The sequence below is a fragment of the Vallitalea maricola genome, from assembly GCF_036985595.1.
Taxonomy (GTDB): domain Bacteria; phylum Bacillota; class Clostridia; order Lachnospirales; family Vallitaleaceae; genus Vallitalea; species Vallitalea maricola.
In genome coordinates this window covers 12,596-32,409 of the sequence record NZ_BTPU01000032.1, presented here as the reverse complement: position 1 = coordinate 32,409, position 19,814 = coordinate 12,596, and the positions used below count along the sequence as shown (strand labels likewise).

Sequence of the window (19,814 nt, the reverse complement as noted above, 5' to 3'; positions counted from 1 at the left end):
ATTATCTATTATCTGCTTCATTATATAGTCGTGCTATAGCTTCAGTCTGCTCTCTTCCTCCACTTAATTCGACTAAATCTTTAACAATAGTATCTACTGTAGAATGATCTAAAAAATTATATAGAGAATAATCCACCTTAAATATATGCCTTATACGAGAAACAAATTTGGTAGCCATTAATGAATGTCCACCTAAAGCAAAAAAATCGTCTTCTTTAGTTACTTCTACACCAAGAAACTCTTTCATAAGTTTGATAATTGCCTTTTCAGTTTCATTACTGTTAATTGAATGAGACGATAATTGAGATGTTTTTTCATCCAAAAATGACGGTTCATCCTCATATTTTGTATAAGTCAACCATCGCTCCATTTGCTCCTCAAAATGCTCATCTGGAATGATAAGTTGCTTATGATAACCCACATAACCTGTAGCACGGATAAAAGCTTCTAGAGCTTTCTCTTTATTCAATTTATTTGTTCTAGATGAATCATCTGTTGAACTATTAATGTCCCAAGCACCCCAGTTAATACACATTAGTTTCTCATTATCACTAGACATAGTTAAATGATCGAGAAATCCATTAGCAATACTATAACCAAAGAAATTTAGCCCTCCCATAAAAGAAGATATTGATGAAAAAAAGATACAAAAATCAATGGAACGGTTTTGAATACATTGTTGTATGACCATTGAACCTTTTAATTTAGGTCTGAATTGTTCTAAACACTCTTCTTTTGTTATGTTAGATATAGGCTTGAAACTCTCTCTTCCGGTTACTCCTGCTGCATGTATGATACCGTCTATATGAGCAAATTTATCTTCTGATTGGTTAAATACTTTCTCCATCTGTGATAAATCGGAACAATCTCCTTGCATAAGAACATATTCTACTCCTTGTTTGCTGAGCTGATTTAGTTGATCTATCTTATTATAGCACTCATGTTCTGGCAAAATATTTTCCCACTGGCTTTTAGGAGGTATATCATTATGATGTACAAGAACCAACCGGGCTTGGTACTTCATTCCAAGATAATAAGCAAGTGCCAGTCCAATCTTACCTAAACCTCCTATTATCATGTAGACACCCTGTTCATGTATAATATTATCGTTTTTATTCCATTCAGCATTAGATTGCTCATATGTTCTTACCCAACGATTGTAATTCCTATAAGCTATTTCACCTTCTTTAGTGAAAGATATTGCTTCACAGAGTATCCTATGAATCAATCTATTATCATCTTTCAAGATTGAATAATTTCCGATGTCAATACTTTTACATATTATATTTTGATACTCTTGGGATATCACTCGACAAGCTGAAGGTATTACTGCTTTTATGGGATTATACTCATCATTACTTTCTATCTTGCTTAAGTAATTGGATATAACCCACATATCTATGTGATTCATAATGAGTTGTTTTTCTAAGGCTTTTACACATAGCATGATACTAAATATACTCTTATCAAGTTGTATTTCAATATTATCATCTTCCAACAATGATACTTTACACGCATCCAAGCTCCATAGATGCAGTATTTTATGAATACAAATATGACTTTCTTTAATATCTTTTATTAATTGTATATAATCATCTAGTACTTGATTATTAATAATATACTCCCTACTATTTAACTTACAATAGGATGAACCTTGTCTTACACTTATTACATGATGACCTTTTATAGTAAGATAATCTTCAAGCTTCTTATCTAAACTATCATTTTCAGAAAAAATGAGCCAAGTTTTTTTAATTAGACTTAAGCTTGATATAGGTAATATAGATTGTTTCCATACAGGTATGTATAGCCATTGTTCTTTCTCATTTTTAATTATATTGTTCTTGTTAGAAAGTGAATCTGGATGAATCCAATAACTTTTTCTCTGAAAAGAGTAAGGAGGTAACGAAATACGTCTGCCTCTTTCTTGATGATAATTGTTCCAATTAATGTTAACACCAGATAACCACAATTTACCTAATACACATAAAATGTTATCTTCATCTTGTGAACCCATATCTATTTGAATATCATAAGAATGGATATCCTGTTTATTATCACCAACACTTTCATTATTCTTTTGATAATCTATTACTTCATTAACATCTGAGGATAACAAATTAATAATATCCTCTATTGTATATTTATTCATACAATATGAAGCTGCATATCTTCCTATTCCATACCCTATGGCACCATCACAATTCACGCCCCAATAATCCCATAATTGTACGAGAGCAATTTGTATAATGCATATAACTACTTGTTCATGCATTATATTGTCTACCTCTCTCTTGCTTAATTTACTATTAATATAGGATGGGATATTAATATGTATATGTTGATTTAACATACCATTTATTTTATCTATTATCTCATGAAAATATTTATACTCTTCATATAGATTTCTGATAGCAGTCCAATCATTAAAACTGTCTGAAAATACATAAGCTATGGTTGGTTGATTCTTTGGCTTTATTACTAGATTTTTCTCTTGTTGTAATTGATCAATTGTTTCCCTGATACTCTTAGCTGTAAACATAAATCCATATTTAAATCTTTTACGTCCTACTTGTAGCGTATAGGCAAGACTCTCCATATCCATTGCAGGATTTTTTTCAAGAGTATGTAATAATGCCTGCCTACTATCTTCAATTGCTTTTTCTGTTTCTGCTGATAAAAGAATTAGTTGTTTGTTTGTTGTTTTATTTATGATATTAGGATTAGGAGCTTCTTCTAGTATCATATGCACATTGGTTCCTCCTATGCCAAAACTACTTATAGCTCCTCTTCTTGGATGATCTTTAAGCTTCCACTCTAATGGAGAATTATTCACATAGAATGGGCTATTATCTATATCCAATAAAGGATTTGGAGATACAAAATTAGCCATAGGCGGTATAATCTTATGCTGTAGCCCTAATATTAATTTAATCATCCCTATAACACCAGCAGCTACATCCAGATGACCAATATTAGATTTAACCGAACCTAATGCACAATATGACTTGTCTTTCTTCTGATTAGCATACCCTTTAGTTAAAGCCTTAAATTCAATAGGATCACCTAGTGGTGTACCTGTTCCATGAGTTTCAATATACTCAATCGAATCTGTTGATATACCTGCATTATCAATAGCTTTCCTAATAACATTTAGCTGTCCTTTTTCACTTGGACTTGTAAAGCCCATCCTCAAAGCTCCATCATTATTAACAGCTGACCCTTTTATTACCCCATATATATGATCATGATCAGCAATAGCTTCTGATAATCTTTTTAGCAGAACGACACCTACACCATTACTAAAGACCGTTCCCTTAGCTCTACTATCAAAAGGATAACAATGACCATCCGGTGACATATGTCCACCTTCTGTATAGAGATAGCCTGATTTTTGAGGAACTTTAATATACACACCACCAGCAAGTGCCATGTTACATTCATTGTTTAGAATTGATTCCTTTGCATAATGAATAGCAACTAGTGAAGATGAACAGGCTGATTGAATATTAATACTTGGACCTGTTAAATTCATTTTATATGCTACTTTTGAAGCTATGTAGTCTTTGTCATTGCATATCATGGTTTGTAATTCTCCTAAATTATCCACAACTGCATGATTTCTCATAATATTATTATAGAGATAAGTACTATATCCTGTTCCTGCAAAAACACCTATAGTACCATTATAATTATCTACATTATAACCAGCATCTTCTACAGCCATCCAGCAATGTTCTAAGAATATTCTATGTTGTGGATCCATTAGCTCTGCCTCTTTTGGGCTGTAATGAAAAAACTTAGCATCAAATAAGTCTATCCCTTCAAGAATTCCTCCTGCTAGAATATGTTTTCCATCATCTTTTGCATTTTTTTTCCATTCATCTTCATAGAATTGGATGGATTCTGTCTTATTCATAAGATTCTCCCAGAATACATCTTTATCTTCAGCACCAGGTACACGCATGGCTATACCAATTATTGCTATTTTATCTAAACATCTATTTTCATCATCTGTTGATGATTGCTTCACCTTTTTTTCAGGAATATGCTTTTGTCTTATGTACTCTGCTAAATGATGAATTGTAGGATAATTAAATATGTCAAGAATAGGTATCTCTTGATTTAACCTTTTTTCTAACATAGTTTTAAGCTTAACCAATAATAAAGAGTGACCTCCTAAATCAAAAAAATTATCATCCATACCAATTCTGTCTTTTTGAAGTAATGTTCTCCAAATCTCTGCAATCTTTTCTTCCAATTCATCTCTTGGAGCAACAAATACATTACCTATATCCAAATCATTACCCATCTTTAATAATTGCTTCTTATCTATTTTTCCATTAGGTGTAATTGGAAAAGAATCTAATTGCATATATTCCACAGGAATCATATAAGAAGGCATTTTTTCAAGTAAGAATTTACGGATATCTTTAACAGTGAGTTTTAATGAGGAAGTAAAGAATGCACTTAGGTATTTTTCTCCTTTATTATCAGTTTTAACAATAACTGATACTTGTTGAATATCTTCTAAATTAGCCATTATATTTTCTATTTCTCTTAATTCAATTCGATTACCACGTATTTTAACCTGATGGTCTAGTCGTCCTAAATATTCTACACTTCCATCTGGCAACCATCGACCTAAGTCACCTGTTCGATACATCACTTTATTATCTTTAAATGGGTTGACTACAAATTTATCTTGTGTTAGGTCATATCTATTCCAATAACCTTTACTCACACCATCACTTGATACACAAATCTCTCCAACGAACCCTATAGGCTGAATCTGATTATTACTACTCACTATATAAATCGTTGTATTTATAGAAGGATAACCAATTAATACTCTCTTAGTATCTGTGTCTATAGGAATATGATAATGCATTACATCATCTGAACATTCTGTCTGCCCGTAACAATTGATTAGTGGTATGGAATATTTACTATAGAACTTATTAACCAATGATGCTTTTGTTTCTTCTGAGGTTAATCCTATATACCTTAAGTTAGGAAGTTCTATTTTATCTTTATTTTCTTCTATTTGAAAAAGATAAGTATTTAATATTGATGGTATTAATTCTAAAACAGTAACACCATCCTTAGCTACAGCTTCAAATTGTTTGTATGGATCTGTTTCAATATCCTCTGTATGCACCACTACTTTACCACCTGAAAAAAGTGGTGTAAAAATTTGCCATAAAGAGGCAATAACATTCAAGCTAAAATTATTAGCTACACAATCTTTTTCACTTATATTAAATTCTGATTTTTTAATCATAGCATGACATATAACACCTTTATGGGTCAGCATGCTGCCTTTTGGATTACCTGTTGATCCAGAAGTATACATTATGAAAGCCAATTGAGTCGACATTATATGTCTATTCAAATTGTTATACGTATAATTGTCTATATCATCTGTTTTATAGGTAACCATCGTTAGACCACTTGTATCTAAGCTCTTATGAATATTTTTATCTTTTAATATAAATTTAGCTTGGCTATCGTTAATAATATAATTCATTCTATAGTCTGGATGAGATATATCTAAAGGTATACAGATAGCCCCAACTTTCAATATAGCTAATATCCCAATAATAGCTTCTATAGATCGAGGCATCATTAAGATAACTTTATCATTATCTTGCATACCTTGGTCAATTAATAATCTAGCTAATTGATTTGCTTTGTTATTTATATCACAATAAGTAAGTATCTTCTGTTTAAATTGTACTGCCTGTCTGGTTGGATTATTCATGGCTGCTTCTTCGATTAAACTTGGTATGCTAGATATATTGGGATATGCTTTTTTATTGTTATTAAATTCTTTAATAATCTTATCTTCTTCTCTTTTATCTAATAAACAGATTTCCTTTAACGTTATATAAGGTTTATCGATTATCTCATGAATAGCGTGTAAGAAATATGCAGCTAACCTGTTTATATCATCTTGGTCAAATAATCCACGGTCATAATGAAATACAAGACTAGCTTCATCTTCAATAGTAACTTGAAGCGTTAAATCAAAATTCGTTGTTTCATAACTTTTATAGTCAGTAATACTTAATATATCATTATCGCTCATATTATCTATTGGATAATTCTCAATAACAACTATGGAATCAAATAGATTCTCCTGTTGACCTAATTGAGTACATTTCTTAATTGTGGATATAGGACAGTGTTGATAATCATTCCTTTTACGAGAGTTTTTTTCAATTTCTTTTAATAAATCTATTATTTTCTGATTTTTTTGTCCTCTTATGCGTATAGGAATAGTATTAATAAATAATCCTACTATCTTATCTACATTTACAATAGAAGGAGGTCTACCTGCCACTGTTGTACCGAAAACTACATCATCCACATTATTATATTGTTGAAGTATTATCCCCCATATTGTAAATATTAATGTTGCGAAGGTTATGTTATTATCTTCTGACATTCGTTTTAAAGCTACCATCATAGGTTGTGTTATTTTGACTTTATAAGAAGAATACTCGCTTAATGGATACGTATATTTTCTAAAAGGTAATACTGTTTTTGTATCATAATCCAATAAATAATCTTCCCAGAAATGTTCCCATTCTTTCATATCTTGAGAATGATACCATCTAATGAATTCTTTATATGCTGTTTTCTTATTTTTTATAATTTGTTTTTCATCTAAAATGTTTTTATAATTTTCAAATAATTCTTTTATGATTATGGCATTACTCCATCCATCAAACAATATTCTATGAGCACTTAATATCAATACATTCTCCTGATGAAATCGACATAATGTTATATAATATGGATTTTTTTCCAAGCTTAACCTTGCTTTATCTTCTTCCATTGTTCTAATTACAATCTTCTGATTAATATGAAGTTCATCTATATCAATTACATGAAAATTAACTTCTTTTTCTTTTAGTATTATCTGTACAGGTTGTTTTAACCCATTCCAACGAAATATAGATCTAAGCACTTCATTTGTTTGACATACATGCTCCCATGCTTTCTTCATGATATTTTGATCAATGTAACCATTAATATGTATAGTTATTTGATCGAAATATTGTTTTGAAGAAGGTTTACGTATATGATTGACCAATAAACCTTCTTGCATACCTGTTAAAGATATTATATCTTCTATTGCATCCTTATTTAATTTATCTGGCATTTTTTATCACCCACTTACTAGATCGTTAATCATTTATAATGTTTAAAAAAATCTACCATACGATTAATTCCTTCATTATATTTGATACATGTATAAGATAATCTTATTGTTTCTGGCAATCCAAAATCTGATCCAGGTACCGTAGCTACATTAGTTTTTTCCATTATTTTAACTGCTAAATCTAAACTAGTTTTGATATTATGTTTTTTCATAAATTGTGAACATTCTAATGTTAAATAGAATCCCCCTTTTGAATGTATTGCTTTCACATCTTTTACATCAGAGAATTCTTCTACTGTATAATCTCGTCTACTTTTATATAAATTTCTAAGATAAGTAACTTCATCCTGATGATCTAGTGCTGCTATAGCACCAAACTGTACTACTGGATCTGTTGTTAGCAGAGTATGATGCTGAATGACAGTAAGAGGTGTAACCAGTTCATCAGGAACAATACAATAACCAACCCGTCTTGAATACATTCTATACCCTTTTGAAAAACTGTTCGTTGTTATAAACTGTGATTTAATACCATCTAATTCTAAGACAGAAGTTCCAGGTTCATCAAAACACATATTACTATATATCTCATCATTTATTATGGTAGCTTGACCATCTACAACAGAATCCATAAATAACAAATCATCTTTTGATAATATATTACCCAAAGGATTACCTGGTGTATTAATAACAACTATTTTTGTTTTGGAAGTAAAGTTTTGTTCAAAAGATTCTCTATCTAATTTTAATGTTTTTGTATCAATTTTATAATATCTTATTTTGACTCCACATAGTATAGCTGAAAATTTATAGAGAGAATAATAAGGTATTGGTAATAATACTTCATCACCTTCATTTAATAAAAGATAAAATAAATTTCTGAAAATAGTACTTGTACCAGTACTAATAATTATATTAGAAGGTTTTATATCCAACTTATTGTTTTCTCTATAAAATTCTGATAACTTAACTTGTAATTGAGGTAAACCTGGTGGAAACACGAGAGTACTTTTCTTAAAATCCATTAACGCATCAACCATAGCATTAGTGATATTCTCATGTAAAGGCAACTCTGATTTACCTAAAGTCATTCGAATAACATCTTTACCATCTTGTTCATATTCATATGCCATTTTATCCAATACAAACATTAAAAACTTATTTTGATTATAATCAATGTTTTCTTTCATCATTTTAATCCCCACCTTTTAATTATATATTTTTATATCAAAGAAATTTGCATAATATGGAATCTTAGATACATCTTTTATTAAGCAGTCACCAACATCATCTTTAAATATATTTAAATAAGTTGGTGCTAAGTCTATTAGATCTTTCTTGCGAGTATGCAGAATATCTTCCTCGCTCAATTTATTTTCCACTACATAATTAATCACTTTTATGTATTCATCCATGAGCTTCATGATATTGTCCTTATCTAGTACTTTATTGTTAGTATCATTTTCAGTTTTTAATTGCATTAGAACAGGTTCCTGTCTTCTAATTTCACTTGCATATTGCTTGACGTATGGTACACATTCGTATTTTTTTATCGTAAAATAAGAAATAAAAGGAAGAAGAGAACAGTTGGTATATATCTTATTAAACTTATTACTATTAAGCCCCATTTCTTCAATCTCATTAAGTGTTTTATTGTAATCATAATCTGTAAAAGTAAATGGTGAAATAATTGTTGGATAATTATCTGACATCATTTCTACAGAATCATAGTCGTAAATACTGCCCTTGTATTCATCCCCAAGAGCATCTGCTATAAGGTCATGTATCTTCCCATAGGGTTTATATCCTTTTTTTATATTATGTTTTATTTGATTGCCTTCTGTATAAAGAGGTCTTCCACTCTGTCCCAAGTCACTGCCCTCTAGAATAATTGGGATATTCATTTTCATTGCTATTTTAATAGGTATCCAATAATGAAAAAAACTACATATTGTACAACCAAAAAATTCATCTAATTGATATTTTTCACTCTCTAGCAATCCTTTTCGCATGACTTGTTTGTATACGTTTTCTTGTATATAGAATTGTATATGGTCTATTCCCATTTTTTTGGTTACATCATGCATATTTTTTTCTGAAACATCATTAACTACCGAATGCATAATAGAAACGGCCAAAACTCTTAATTGATATTCCTCTTTTGCTAACTTTAATAGATACGTACTATCTTTACCTCCACTAAATAGAACAATGGCATCGTACATATGACTTCTTTCTTTTACTTCTTTAAACAATTTATTCATTTTATGGGTGAGTACTTTTCTAAACCGCTTTTCATATACTTGATTTTCTTCATAGGTTGTACATAATCCACATATACCATCACTGTTAATTGTTACTCCAGGAATATTAGAATGTAATCCACAATGATTACAATATTGTTTTTTCATGCTTAGCCTTCTCCTTTCAGCAGTTTACTCTTAATAACTGAATATATAGGTTTTTCATATTCATGAATGAAAAAATGCCCCCCATCATAAGCCAGCAGTTCCATTTCACCATCTGTATGCTGTTTCCATTCCTGCATATCTTCTTCTTTGGTCATCTTGTCATTCTTTCCATAAAAAACAGTTATGTCACTGTGCATCTTATATTTTTTTTCAGTATATTGATATTCTTCTAATATTCGGTAATCCTCTCTAAGTATAGGTATAAAGATTGAAAGAAGCTCTTCATGCTCAAAAAACTCATTTGGAGTTCCATCACTTTGTCTTATTTTCTCTATAAAATCCTCTTGTGATAATTTATGTAATATCTCATCCTCCTTAAAATGTGGTGGTTTTCGACCAGATAAAAACATATGATCAGGTAATTGTTTATTATGGTGTTTCATCTTATAATAGATTTCATAAGCCAGTAAAGCTCCCATACTATGGCCGAATATACCATAAGAACAATGATTATTTAATGTATTTAATATATAATGATAAATGTCATCTACAGCACTATGTAGTGTTTCATACTGTTTTTCTCTTATTCTCTTTCCCTTACCAGCTAACTCAATAGGTACAACTGTTATCATACTATCACTACATCTCTTCCAACTTCCATAAGTACTTGCCGCCCCTCCTGCATGAGGTAAACAGAACAGTATTTTTTCTCTCATGATATTTCCTTTCTGTACGATATCTTACCTCTTATTCAAATTCAGCTTGAATAGGATATATTTTGGACCACATAATATGGGTTGCTAACTCTTTCTTTAATGGTGCCATTTTAGCAATTTGCGTATCCTTTACAAAAGCTTTTAGATACTCTCTTGTTTTATCCAAATCTAATCCTATAAATTTCTGAACATAATCAAATCCTGCTGCATAATAGAGATTTGCTCTAATATACTTGACTCCTGGTAATCTCATAAGATCCGCCATTTTTATGAGCTTAGTTACACAATCTACTGAAACTCCAACTTCTTCTGCTAATTTCTTTCTATCTTCTTTTGTTTTCCCTATTAGAAGAATCTGATCTGTTTTTTTATAACCCTTATTCAAAAACTTATCAATCTCTTCTTTACTTAAACTCTCTATTTTCTTTATAGGAAATGGTTTGTATTGATTAAAAGCTAGTAATTTTATTAAAGATTGTAGATAAGTCAATGGAATGCTAGTCTTTTGGCATAATTCTTCCATTTTATTATGATTGCTTTGAATGTCTAATAATTGATGAGTATATTTATAGCCTAATTCATCAAGCTTATTACAGTAATTTACTGCGTTGTCTATTAAATGATAATAACTTTGTGGTATCGTAAGTTCTGTTAATACTATGGGCATATCTTTGATTAAAAAATTATTAATAATCATACTTTACTCCTTTTCATATTTAAATTATGACATACATATAAGGTAATCCCTCTCTTTTATGTCATTTATTTTACCTAACTCCATCTTAATGATATGGTCTGCTATATGGAATATATTGTAAAATCCTATTATTTCTTAGGATATATTCTCTTTAAAACAAAATATATGCAAAATAATACAACAACTATAATAAGCAACATAATGGCTGTCAATATACTCTGTGGTGCCCATACTTTAATAAAACACCAAGGCAATCCATAAAATAGTACATGAGGTATCCTATAAAGACAATAACTAATAATTACAGTTATTAATAGAGCTCCAATTATTGTTGTTATTATTTTCTTCCCATTGTTTTTATGATTTCTTTTACCATTAATTAGTTCTAACACAAAACGTACTAATAAAAATAAAAGGATAAGAATCATCACAACTCCAATAATTATTACTATACATGCTTTTTTATCAATTGTAGAATAGATATCTTTTGTATAGTTAATAGGCTCTTCTTTGTTCAATATTCTGTAAATGCTTTTTCCCAGGTCCATTGTGTATGCAGAATTGATATTAGAAAGAACGCATATACCAAGGTTTTCATCAGGTCTTATAAGGATATACGATGAATAATTAGGATTATTTCCTGCATGTGTAAAAACTCCTTCACCTTCTTGATAAACTAACCATCCATAAGCATATGAAGAGCCATCTCCACCAGGTGATACGGTTGTATCGGGTATATGGGAAGTCTTAATGAGTTCTTCATCAAAATCTTGTAATGGATATATACCCAGTTGTATTTTTACCCATTTTTCCATATCATCCAAATTGGATATGAGGTATCCAGCAGGTGTATTTCCTTTATAAATAGGCGCATTGAAAGGACGAGCTTTTAAATATTGTACCTTATATCCTGTTGCCATATCCTTTTCAATATGGTTATTTTTATGTGTATATGTTTCATTAAGACCTAGGGGTTTTAGTATATTTTCTTTCATATAATTCTCATAACTCATGCTTGTTACATTTTGAATGACAAGCCCAAGAATATCATAATTAATTGTTGCATATTCAAAGTTTTCTCCTGGATAATGTGCAAGCTTCTTATTGACTTGGGTTTTAACGGTCTTCTCTAGTGCATCCTCTTCATTTGAAATAGGTATATCTGCTATTGATTTAGAAGTAATACCACTAGTATGGTGTAATAATTGGTTGATAGTTATATCAACGTATTCTTCTCTTTCTTCACCTTGGTACATACCTACATAACGCATTTTAAACCAGGGTATATATTTTGTCACAGAATCTTCTAGTTGTATCTTCCCTTCCTTCTCTAGCTTTAATATACCTAAGGCAGTAAATGCCTTACTATTAGATCCAATCTCAAAAAAGGTTTTTGATGTAACTTCCTTTTTCCTCTTAACATCTGCATATCCAAATCCCTTTTTATAGAAAACTTGCCCATCTTTGATAATAACTAATGCTAAACCTGGAATGTGCCCCTGTTGCATGTTGCTATTAATTAATTTTTCTAAATCTGCTTCTGTTGTTGGATCTAAACTTACTTGTTTTATTGAGTCAACTTTTTTATTTGCTTTTACCTGTGTACTAAACATACTCATCATTACTAATATTATTATTGTATAAATTATACCTTTTTTTCCCATTCGCAACCATCCTCTTACTAAATTATGAGATTGTTTAATTCTCTCTGAGATAAATAACTACTAGTCAAATAGATTATCCAGTTCATCTTGAGCCAACTCCACTGTATCAAAATCAGATGGTGTAAATACTTTACTATCTTTTTCACAACAATGTAGGATTATACCTTCTAAATTTGATTCATAATTTGCGATAAATTTCTTCATTTTATTCTCTTCAATTCTATATTTTTCACAACCAAATAATGTATGTAATTGATTATTTAATATGTAACAATTAATCTCTAATAAACAGGATAAGTGATTTTCTAAACCTATGTCTTCACCTAATCTTTCACTGATTAATTCAAAATTACTGTTTTCTGATATGTTACTGAAATGACCCATATAATTAAAACGAATCCTTTTTTTATCCGTATCTTTTAACCATTTCGTTAAATATTTAAGAATTCCAAAACCTATCCCTCTATGAGGTATTGTTCTTATTGATTCTTTTACATTCTTTATCTGGCTAGATAAATCATTATAAGGTAATGAGACATGCAATGGGTATAGGGCTGTGAACCACCCTACAGTTCTCGTAACATCTAATCCATCAGATAGCTCTTCTCGCCCATGACTTTCTAACTCCATAACAATGTCTTTACTCCCAGTTAATTGGTTAACGGTTCTGACAAGTGCTGTAATGAGCAATTCTTCCGTATTGGTATTATAAACTTCTTGTGCTTCTAACAATAGCTTCGTCATATCAATACTTAACTTACTTAATATAGTGTTAGTTGAATGTTCTTTGTGATCTCCTTCATAATCTATAAGTGGAAATTCAAATTGTTGGCATAATATATTATTCCAATAATCAGCTTCATTCATCAATTCTTCGCTATGCTTTAATAGTTGTTCTGACCAAACTTGATAAGAAACGGTTTTAGCTGGTAAGGTCAATTTTTGTTTGTTTTGAAGTTGTTCCATTAAAGTATCCATATCATCTAATATTATTCTCCAGGAAACACCATCGACTACTATGTGATGAGCAGTAAGTAGCATTATCCTCTGTTGACCGAGGTTAAAAATACATGCTTTTAATAAGATATCACGACCAATGTCCATACTTCCTTTTAATCTTTCAGCTATTGATGTCATTTTTTCCAATTGAACTGAATAAGTTAAATCACTTAACAGATATTCTTGAATCTTTGGGTGATAATCTAAATGTTCGTGATTATAATAGAGTTCATCTGTTTGTCGATTATAATTTAATCTTAATGCATCATGATGCCTTATAATTTTTTCTAGAATTTTTTCCATATCTCTAACGTCAATATTAGAATTTAATTTAATAATTATACTCTGATTATAATGATGAATATTTGTGAACTCTTGATTAAGAAACCAACATATTATAGGTGTAGACTTCACCTTTCCTCTTGCAGGTTGTTGATTACACTGTACCTCATTCTTTTTAACACATAGAACCATTTCTTCAATAATCGGATACGCCAATATATCCTTTACCTTTATCTTATATCCCAACTCGTGAAGTCTTGATGCCACTTGTATTGCCTTTATAGAATCCCCGCCTATATGATAGAAATTTTCTTTTATACTTGGATTTTTGATATGTAATACAATACTTATTGCTTCTACTAATACCTTTTCCTCTTGATTTCTGTAAGATATAAAATCAATCTCATCACCTGAACTTCTATTAGGCTTAGGCAGTAAGGTTTTATCAACTTTACCATTATTCGTTAATGGTATTGTTTCTATTTCTATAATGTATAAAGGTATCATATAATCTGGTAGTTTATCTAGTAGATATGCCTTTAACTCATTAACATTAATTTTGTTTTTGCAGACCACATATGCACATAAATTATTGACACCGTTATCCTCTACTATGTCTACTACTACCGTATCTACAATGTCTTTATGACTATTTATCTGATTTTCAATATCACCTAATTCAATGCGATAACCTCTTATTTTTACCTGTTGATCTATTCTGCCTACATACTCTATTAATGAATCATCTATAAACCTAGCTTGATCACCTGTTTTATACATCATCTCACCATCTCTAAAAGGATTGGGTATGAATTTCTCCTGAGTTAGCTTGGGATTATTCAAATATCCCCTTGCTACACCATCCCCTGATACATATAATTCTCCTAGAGCGCCTTTTGGTAAGAGCTGATGATGTTCATTAAGTATATAAATTTGAGCATTATCAATGGGCTTTCCTATTGGAACTGAAACACTCGTATCTTTCTCGTACTCATATCTATGAATCATACATCCTACTACCGTTTCAGTAGGTCCATATTCATTATATATGTCTATGCCTTTATTAAACACCTTATATATATCACTTGCTAATTTTACCGTCAGATTTTCTCCACCAACAATCAATTTTTTTACACTAGAGGATTCTATACTTCTATCTTTTAACAGTGATAGATGAGCAGGTGTAAGCTTTATAATTGTTGCTTGATGGTCTCTTAATATTCTAAAAAGAACATATTCATCTTCATCATTATCATTATAGATTATAATCTTGCTCCCACTAATTATAGGGGTAAAAATAGATGTCATAGTTAGATCAAAAGCTAATGATGAATATAATGGAAACACTTCATCTTCATGGTCAATATATACTTTTTTTGCCCACCAAATATAGTTGACTACCCCCCTGTGCTTTATCATTGTACCTTTTGGTTTTCCCGTTGAACCAGATGTATAGAGGATATAAATCAAATCATCAGGAGAACTTATTATAGTGAGATTAGATATATCTTCATTATTGTGCATATTATTAAGCTGAATGATTTTACCATCAAAAGATATATCTTTATGTATATTAGTAAGAAGAATTCGACAACCTGAATCCTCCAACATGTAGTTTATCCTTTCCTTTGGATAAACTGGATCAATTGGCAAAAATGCAGCCCCAGCTTTTATAATACTCAAAATACCAATGATTACTTCTATTGAATGGGTGGCTATCAACCCTACTACAGATTCTTTTGTAACGTCGTTTTTGATGAGGTATCTAGCTAATTGATTAGATCTTTCGTTGAGTTCCTTATATGTTATGTTTTTATCATTATGTTGTATAACAATTTTATCTGGTGTTTTCAATACTTGCTCTTCAAACAACTGGGATATTGTTTTAGTTTTTGGGTAATTCCTAGCTGTTGCATTAAAGGTATATGCCAAATCATTGCTTTCTATTTCTGATAGCATGGGTATTCCACTAATATGCTGTAATGGATTACTTATCAACTGCTTTAATAAGTACAAAATATGATTATTAAGATCTTCAATTTCTTGTTCTGTATAATCTTCTGTCTTATAATCAAAATCTAAAGTCAAGCACCCTGAACTGGTCCAATCTCTTATAATTATCTGCATGCCATAGATCTGATGTCCATTATAGAATTCAATATTCTCAACTTCACAACCATCCATCTCGGTATGATGTCTTGTATTATAGTAATTAATACAGATATTAAACAAATTGTCATATCCTCTTTTTCTTAGTTCTAGATCTTGGACTAATAAGTTATATGGATACTTCTGATTATAATAACACTTTTTTAACTGGTTACTTACTTCATCTATTATCTCCATAAAATTTTTATTACTGTTAATTAAGAATCTAAATGGCATTGTACTCGTAAACATACCAAATATATTTTTCTCTTTTTTGCCATGTCGATTAAATACAGGAATACCTATTACAATATCTTTCTGTCCTGTTATCTTATTATAGTAAATCAAATATAACGCAATGAATAATGTATTTAATGTTATAACGTTATTCGATGTGAAATCTTTTATCATAGAAGATACTGCTTCGTCTACTTCAAATGATTTTCTATTACCTATAATTATATCCGAGCTTTTATTTAAAAATAGGTCTTGTAAATCCTTGAATTTTTCAAGCCAAAATTTTTTGTGTTTTATGAATCTATCAGATGAAAGATATTCTTGCTCTTTCCATATATAATCCTCATATGTTGAAGATAAATCAGTTGTTACATTCTCACCAGCCATCAACTTTAAATAGATATCTCTTATTTGCTCAGTCATAATTTGAATAGACCATCCATCAGCAATAATATGATGAAATTTAACTAAATAACCACAATGGCTTTCTGAAACTTGATATAAAGCAAAATAAAAAAGCCTAGAATCAACTAATCTAAATGGCCTTTTTGCTTCATCCTCAACCCATTTATGAAATTTTTCTTTAGGTTTCTTATCACTGGCAAAATCTATAAAATCTAATTTAACACTTTCCTGACATATGTATTGCCTAACCCCTTTACTATTTTCACAAAATCTTAGATGTAAACTTTTATGCCTGCTAATGAATAACTGTATTGCTTGTTCTAATAACTCATGATTGATTTTTCCTTTTATCCTAACTGTTCCTCCGATATTATAAACAGGTGTGTTAGGATGTATCTTTTCAATATACCAAATACGCTTTTGTGGATGTGTTAATGGATATAATTTATTCTTTCCACTTTCTTTACTAGCATTCATATTTTTCTTACTACCTCCAAAGCAACCTTAATCCGACGTGTATCACCCATAAATTGCATCTGTACCTCAGCAATACGTTTATGTCTATCGATTCTTTTGATGACACTTTCAAATCCTTGTAAAGGACCAGAGATAATATATACCCTCTCCCCTTCAATATATCCAATAGATTCTCTTACAATATACTGATTATCACAGAATTTCAATAAAAATCTCTTTTCCTTATCATATACTCCCATATTCTTTGGATTGTCTTTACCTAAAAGATTATAGATTAATTTTGTTTTTCTTATCGTAGGCATTATTTCTTTTATAAATAAATCAGCTTGCATCTTAGTCTCAATAAAAACATAGCCAGGGAACATGGGGACTAATCCTTGTTCTTTTCTTTTTTTGTTATAATATATTTTTTTAATTTTTGGATAGAATGCTATATATTTATGCTTACATAATTTGTTTAATAATCCACATATGTTTTCTTCTTCTCCAGATTGTACAAAAAGTACATACCAGTTATGCATTATCTCAATCTCCTCACTAAGACATAGCTTCGCCATCAACACGTCTTGGATTCGTGTACTTATAAACTTATATTAATGCGACTGTGCGACAATTAATATTTTATTATTTAAATATTCATATTAAAAAACAACCATTTTTCAAACTTTATAATACTACAATAACTGTTGGCTATAGAGTTTTTAAAAAGGTCATTTATGTTTTTAATAAATTTTTTGTCCAATCAATAAGGGAGTAAAAAGAAGTTGTATTATAGGTTTAAATAAAGCGATAAAGTTTAATGATTTAATTCAAAAATTACATAGGCAATTCAAAGTCCACCTATCAATGTACTTTATTTGCAAGTATATTTGCTCTTTTATAGATTTTTTCTAATTTCCACAATCAATTCTACATTATTTTTAATAAAAAGTCAACTTTTTTAAATTATTTATAGTTTATATGTTTTTAATAACAAAAATCCTAAAGAATAGACTCTTTTTACCCTTTACTGGTCAAAGATTTTCTAATAACTATTGATTTTATTCTTCAAGTAGTTTATCTAAATAATTGTATATATCAGAGTATTTAATATTTAGTTTATAATATCTATTTTTAAACTTGCAATATGCTATATCTTTATCTTCTAAGAACCCTAGTTTAGATTTATTATTATCTGAATAATGCAGTATCATATAAAATGATGGTGCTAATTCTAAACGCCAGTTTTTAACAGTTTTCCACTCTTTAATATTTAAGTAATCAATTATATCTTTTATTACATTTTTATCTCCAACAGTAAATGATTCTGGTCCGTATTCTATAGTTATTTTTTTAATTTCATCACTTCTTATTATTTTTTCATTATTTTTTGTATTTCGGAAATACAATAATACTAGTATAATTATTAATAACAAGACTCCTACATAAATATGTTTAATTTTCATCTTCCACCTCACCTAACCTATTATTTATAAACTATTTATTTACTATACTATATAATAAGATAGATTAAAAGTTCCCTGACACAAAATTACTACCTTTTATTCTGTTTTAAAAGTAAAATGGAAAGTATAATGCTAGTTAATATGTAAATAGGCTGTCTCTTTATAACTTTAATCTTAGTTACAGACAACCTATTAGCAAATCAGATTAATTTTATTTTAAAAAATCTGTTCAGTAGCAAAATATGTACTAATTGATTTATCTTCAATAATCGCTGTATATTTAACATTAGTTTGAACTGGTAGTTCTTTTTCCCGATTGACAAATTATGTATATAAGAGTACTGTATAAATGTAACTGGCAAATATAGTAATAATAATTTCCTCTTAATATCTTATGAATTTTGATATACATATGTATATAGAATTATCGTAAAGAAAGGAATAAAGATGAAAAAAATTGCATTTATTATATTTACTACTGTAATATTACTTTGCTCATGCAGTAAAAAGGCTGATCCTGATTACCCGGAATTTTCAAAAACAAACTGGGGTATGAGCATGGCTGAAACACTAAATGCATATGGGATATCAGAAAAAGATACAAGTCACTATGTAGAGGATTCTGTGTTTTCCGTAAAAGGTTATGAATTATTTGGCGAGAAGACTTCTATAATAATATTTAATTTTATAAATTTTAAAAAAGGAAACCCTAAACTTTGCTCTGTCAAAGTAAACTATCCGGAAAGTGCGGATCTGAATAATGTATTGAAAGAAATGAAGAAAGTATATGGTGAAACGGTTTCTAATATTAGCATTTATGATTTATTTCAGGTATTCGAAGATAAATTACCTGTAAAAGAATATACAGAATCTGATCATTTAAAATTATGGGCTAATAATAAATCTGTTCTTCAATCTATTCCTGAAAATCAACATGAAAACTATCGCAATCTTTGGAAAAATTATCAAACTTCATTAAGGGATGATAATTGGGACACATTTTCTAAAAATGCTAAGATGGTGACAGTGGTTTGGTCAGATAATGGAGAGTTTCCTTCACTAGAAAAATATGCATTAGATTTTAATGGTTATAACTTAGTTGTATTTAATGAGATAAATAGTCAACTATCCAATCAGTAATAGAGGACATGGTAAACTTTAA

General features: G+C 29.7%; 10 protein-coding genes. 1 reads left to right on the top strand and 9 read right to left on the bottom strand.

Annotated elements, in window-relative coordinates; translation table 11 throughout:
* Window position 1: 1 nt before the first annotated feature.
* From AACQ14_RS11060 to AACQ14_RS11020, 9 genes are all read right to left on the bottom strand, one after another.
* Window positions 2-7,171 carry an amino acid adenylation domain-containing protein gene (locus AACQ14_RS11060; protein WP_339363652.1) on the bottom strand — a complete coding sequence of 2,390 codons (7,170 nt, stop codon included), beginning with the start codon at window positions 7,169-7,171 and terminating at the stop codon, window positions 2-4.
* A 29-nt stretch (window positions 7,172-7,200) separates the two neighbouring features.
* On the bottom strand, window positions 7,201-8,364 hold the full coding sequence (locus AACQ14_RS11055) for a pyridoxal phosphate-dependent aminotransferase (RefSeq protein ID WP_339363651.1): 1,164 nt from the start codon (window positions 8,362-8,364) through the stop codon (window positions 7,201-7,203).
* 15 nt (window positions 8,365-8,379) lie between these two features.
* On the bottom strand, window positions 8,380-9,582 hold the full coding sequence (locus tag AACQ14_RS11050) for a 7-cyano-7-deazaguanine synthase (RefSeq protein ID WP_339363650.1): 1,203 nt from the start codon (window positions 9,580-9,582) through the stop codon (window positions 8,380-8,382).
* A gap of 2 nt (window positions 9,583-9,584) precedes the next feature.
* Window positions 9,585-10,298, bottom strand: a complete 714-nt coding sequence (locus AACQ14_RS11045) for a thioesterase II family protein (protein WP_339363649.1) — start codon at window positions 10,296-10,298, stop codon at window positions 9,585-9,587.
* 31 nt (window positions 10,299-10,329) lie between these two features.
* Window positions 10,330-10,995 (bottom strand): DUF4332 domain-containing protein, encoded by a 666-nt coding sequence (locus AACQ14_RS11040; RefSeq protein WP_339363648.1) that lies wholly within the window; start codon window positions 10,993-10,995, stop codon window positions 10,330-10,332.
* A gap of 128 nt (window positions 10,996-11,123) precedes the next feature.
* On the bottom strand, window positions 11,124-12,659 hold the full coding sequence (locus AACQ14_RS11035; protein ID WP_339363647.1) for a serine hydrolase domain-containing protein: 1,536 nt from the start codon (window positions 12,657-12,659) through the stop codon (window positions 11,124-11,126).
* Window positions 12,660-12,719: 60 nt separating this feature from the next.
* Window positions 12,720-17,207, bottom strand: a complete 4,488-nt coding sequence (locus AACQ14_RS11030; RefSeq protein ID WP_339363646.1) for an amino acid adenylation domain-containing protein — start codon at window positions 17,205-17,207, stop codon at window positions 12,720-12,722.
* The gene (loaP, locus tag AACQ14_RS11025; protein WP_339363645.1) at window positions 17,204-17,728 is read right to left on the bottom strand and encodes an antiterminator LoaP; all 525 of its coding nucleotides are present in this window, start codon (window positions 17,726-17,728) and stop codon (window positions 17,204-17,206) included. Before loaP ends, AACQ14_RS11030 begins: the two co-directional genes overlap by 4 nt.
* 519 nt (window positions 17,729-18,247) lie before the next feature.
* Window positions 18,248-18,652: a hypothetical protein gene (locus tag AACQ14_RS11020; protein ID WP_339363644.1), complete on the bottom strand. Its 405-nt coding sequence runs from the start codon at window positions 18,650-18,652 to the stop codon at window positions 18,248-18,250.
* 447 nt (window positions 18,653-19,099) lie between these two features.
* On the opposite strand from AACQ14_RS11020, the gene AACQ14_RS11015 reads away from it, so the two are divergent.
* Complete coding sequence (locus tag AACQ14_RS11015) at window positions 19,100-19,792, top strand: hypothetical protein (RefSeq protein WP_339363643.1); 693 nt, start codon at window positions 19,100-19,102, stop codon at window positions 19,790-19,792.
* Window positions 19,793-19,814: the final 22 nt, after the last annotated feature.

What these genes read in the sequence shown, in the direction of transcription:
- AACQ14_RS11060 (WP_339363652.1), bottom strand. Translation starts at nt 7,171, where the DNA reads ATGCCAGATAAATTAAATAAGGATGCAATAGAAGATATAATATCTTTA.
- AACQ14_RS11055 (WP_339363651.1), bottom strand. Translation starts at nt 8,364, where the DNA reads ATGATGAAAGAAAACATTGATTATAATCAAAATAAGTTTTTAATGTTT.
- AACQ14_RS11050 (WP_339363650.1), bottom strand. Translation starts at nt 9,582, where the DNA reads ATGAAAAAACAATATTGTAATCATTGTGGATTACATTCTAATATTCCT.
- AACQ14_RS11045 (WP_339363649.1), bottom strand. Translation starts at nt 10,298, where the DNA reads ATGAGAGAAAAAATACTGTTCTGTTTACCTCATGCAGGAGGGGCGGCA.
- AACQ14_RS11040 (WP_339363648.1), bottom strand. Translation starts at nt 10,995, where the DNA reads ATGATTATTAATAATTTTTTAATCAAAGATATGCCCATAGTATTAACA.
- AACQ14_RS11035 (WP_339363647.1), bottom strand. Translation starts at nt 12,659, where the DNA reads ATGGGAAAAAAAGGTATAATTTATACAATAATAATATTAGTAATGATG.
- AACQ14_RS11030 (WP_339363646.1), bottom strand. Translation starts at nt 17,207, where the DNA reads ATGAATGCTAGTAAAGAAAGTGGAAAGAATAAATTATATCCATTAACA.
- loaP (WP_339363645.1), bottom strand. Translation starts at nt 17,728, where the DNA reads ATGCATAACTGGTATGTACTTTTTGTACAATCTGGAGAAGAAGAAAAC.
- AACQ14_RS11020 (WP_339363644.1), bottom strand. Translation starts at nt 18,652, where the DNA reads ATGAAAATTAAACATATTTATGTAGGAGTCTTGTTATTAATAATTATA.
- AACQ14_RS11015 (WP_339363643.1), top strand. Translation starts at nt 19,100, where the DNA reads ATGAAAAAAATTGCATTTATTATATTTACTACTGTAATATTACTTTGC.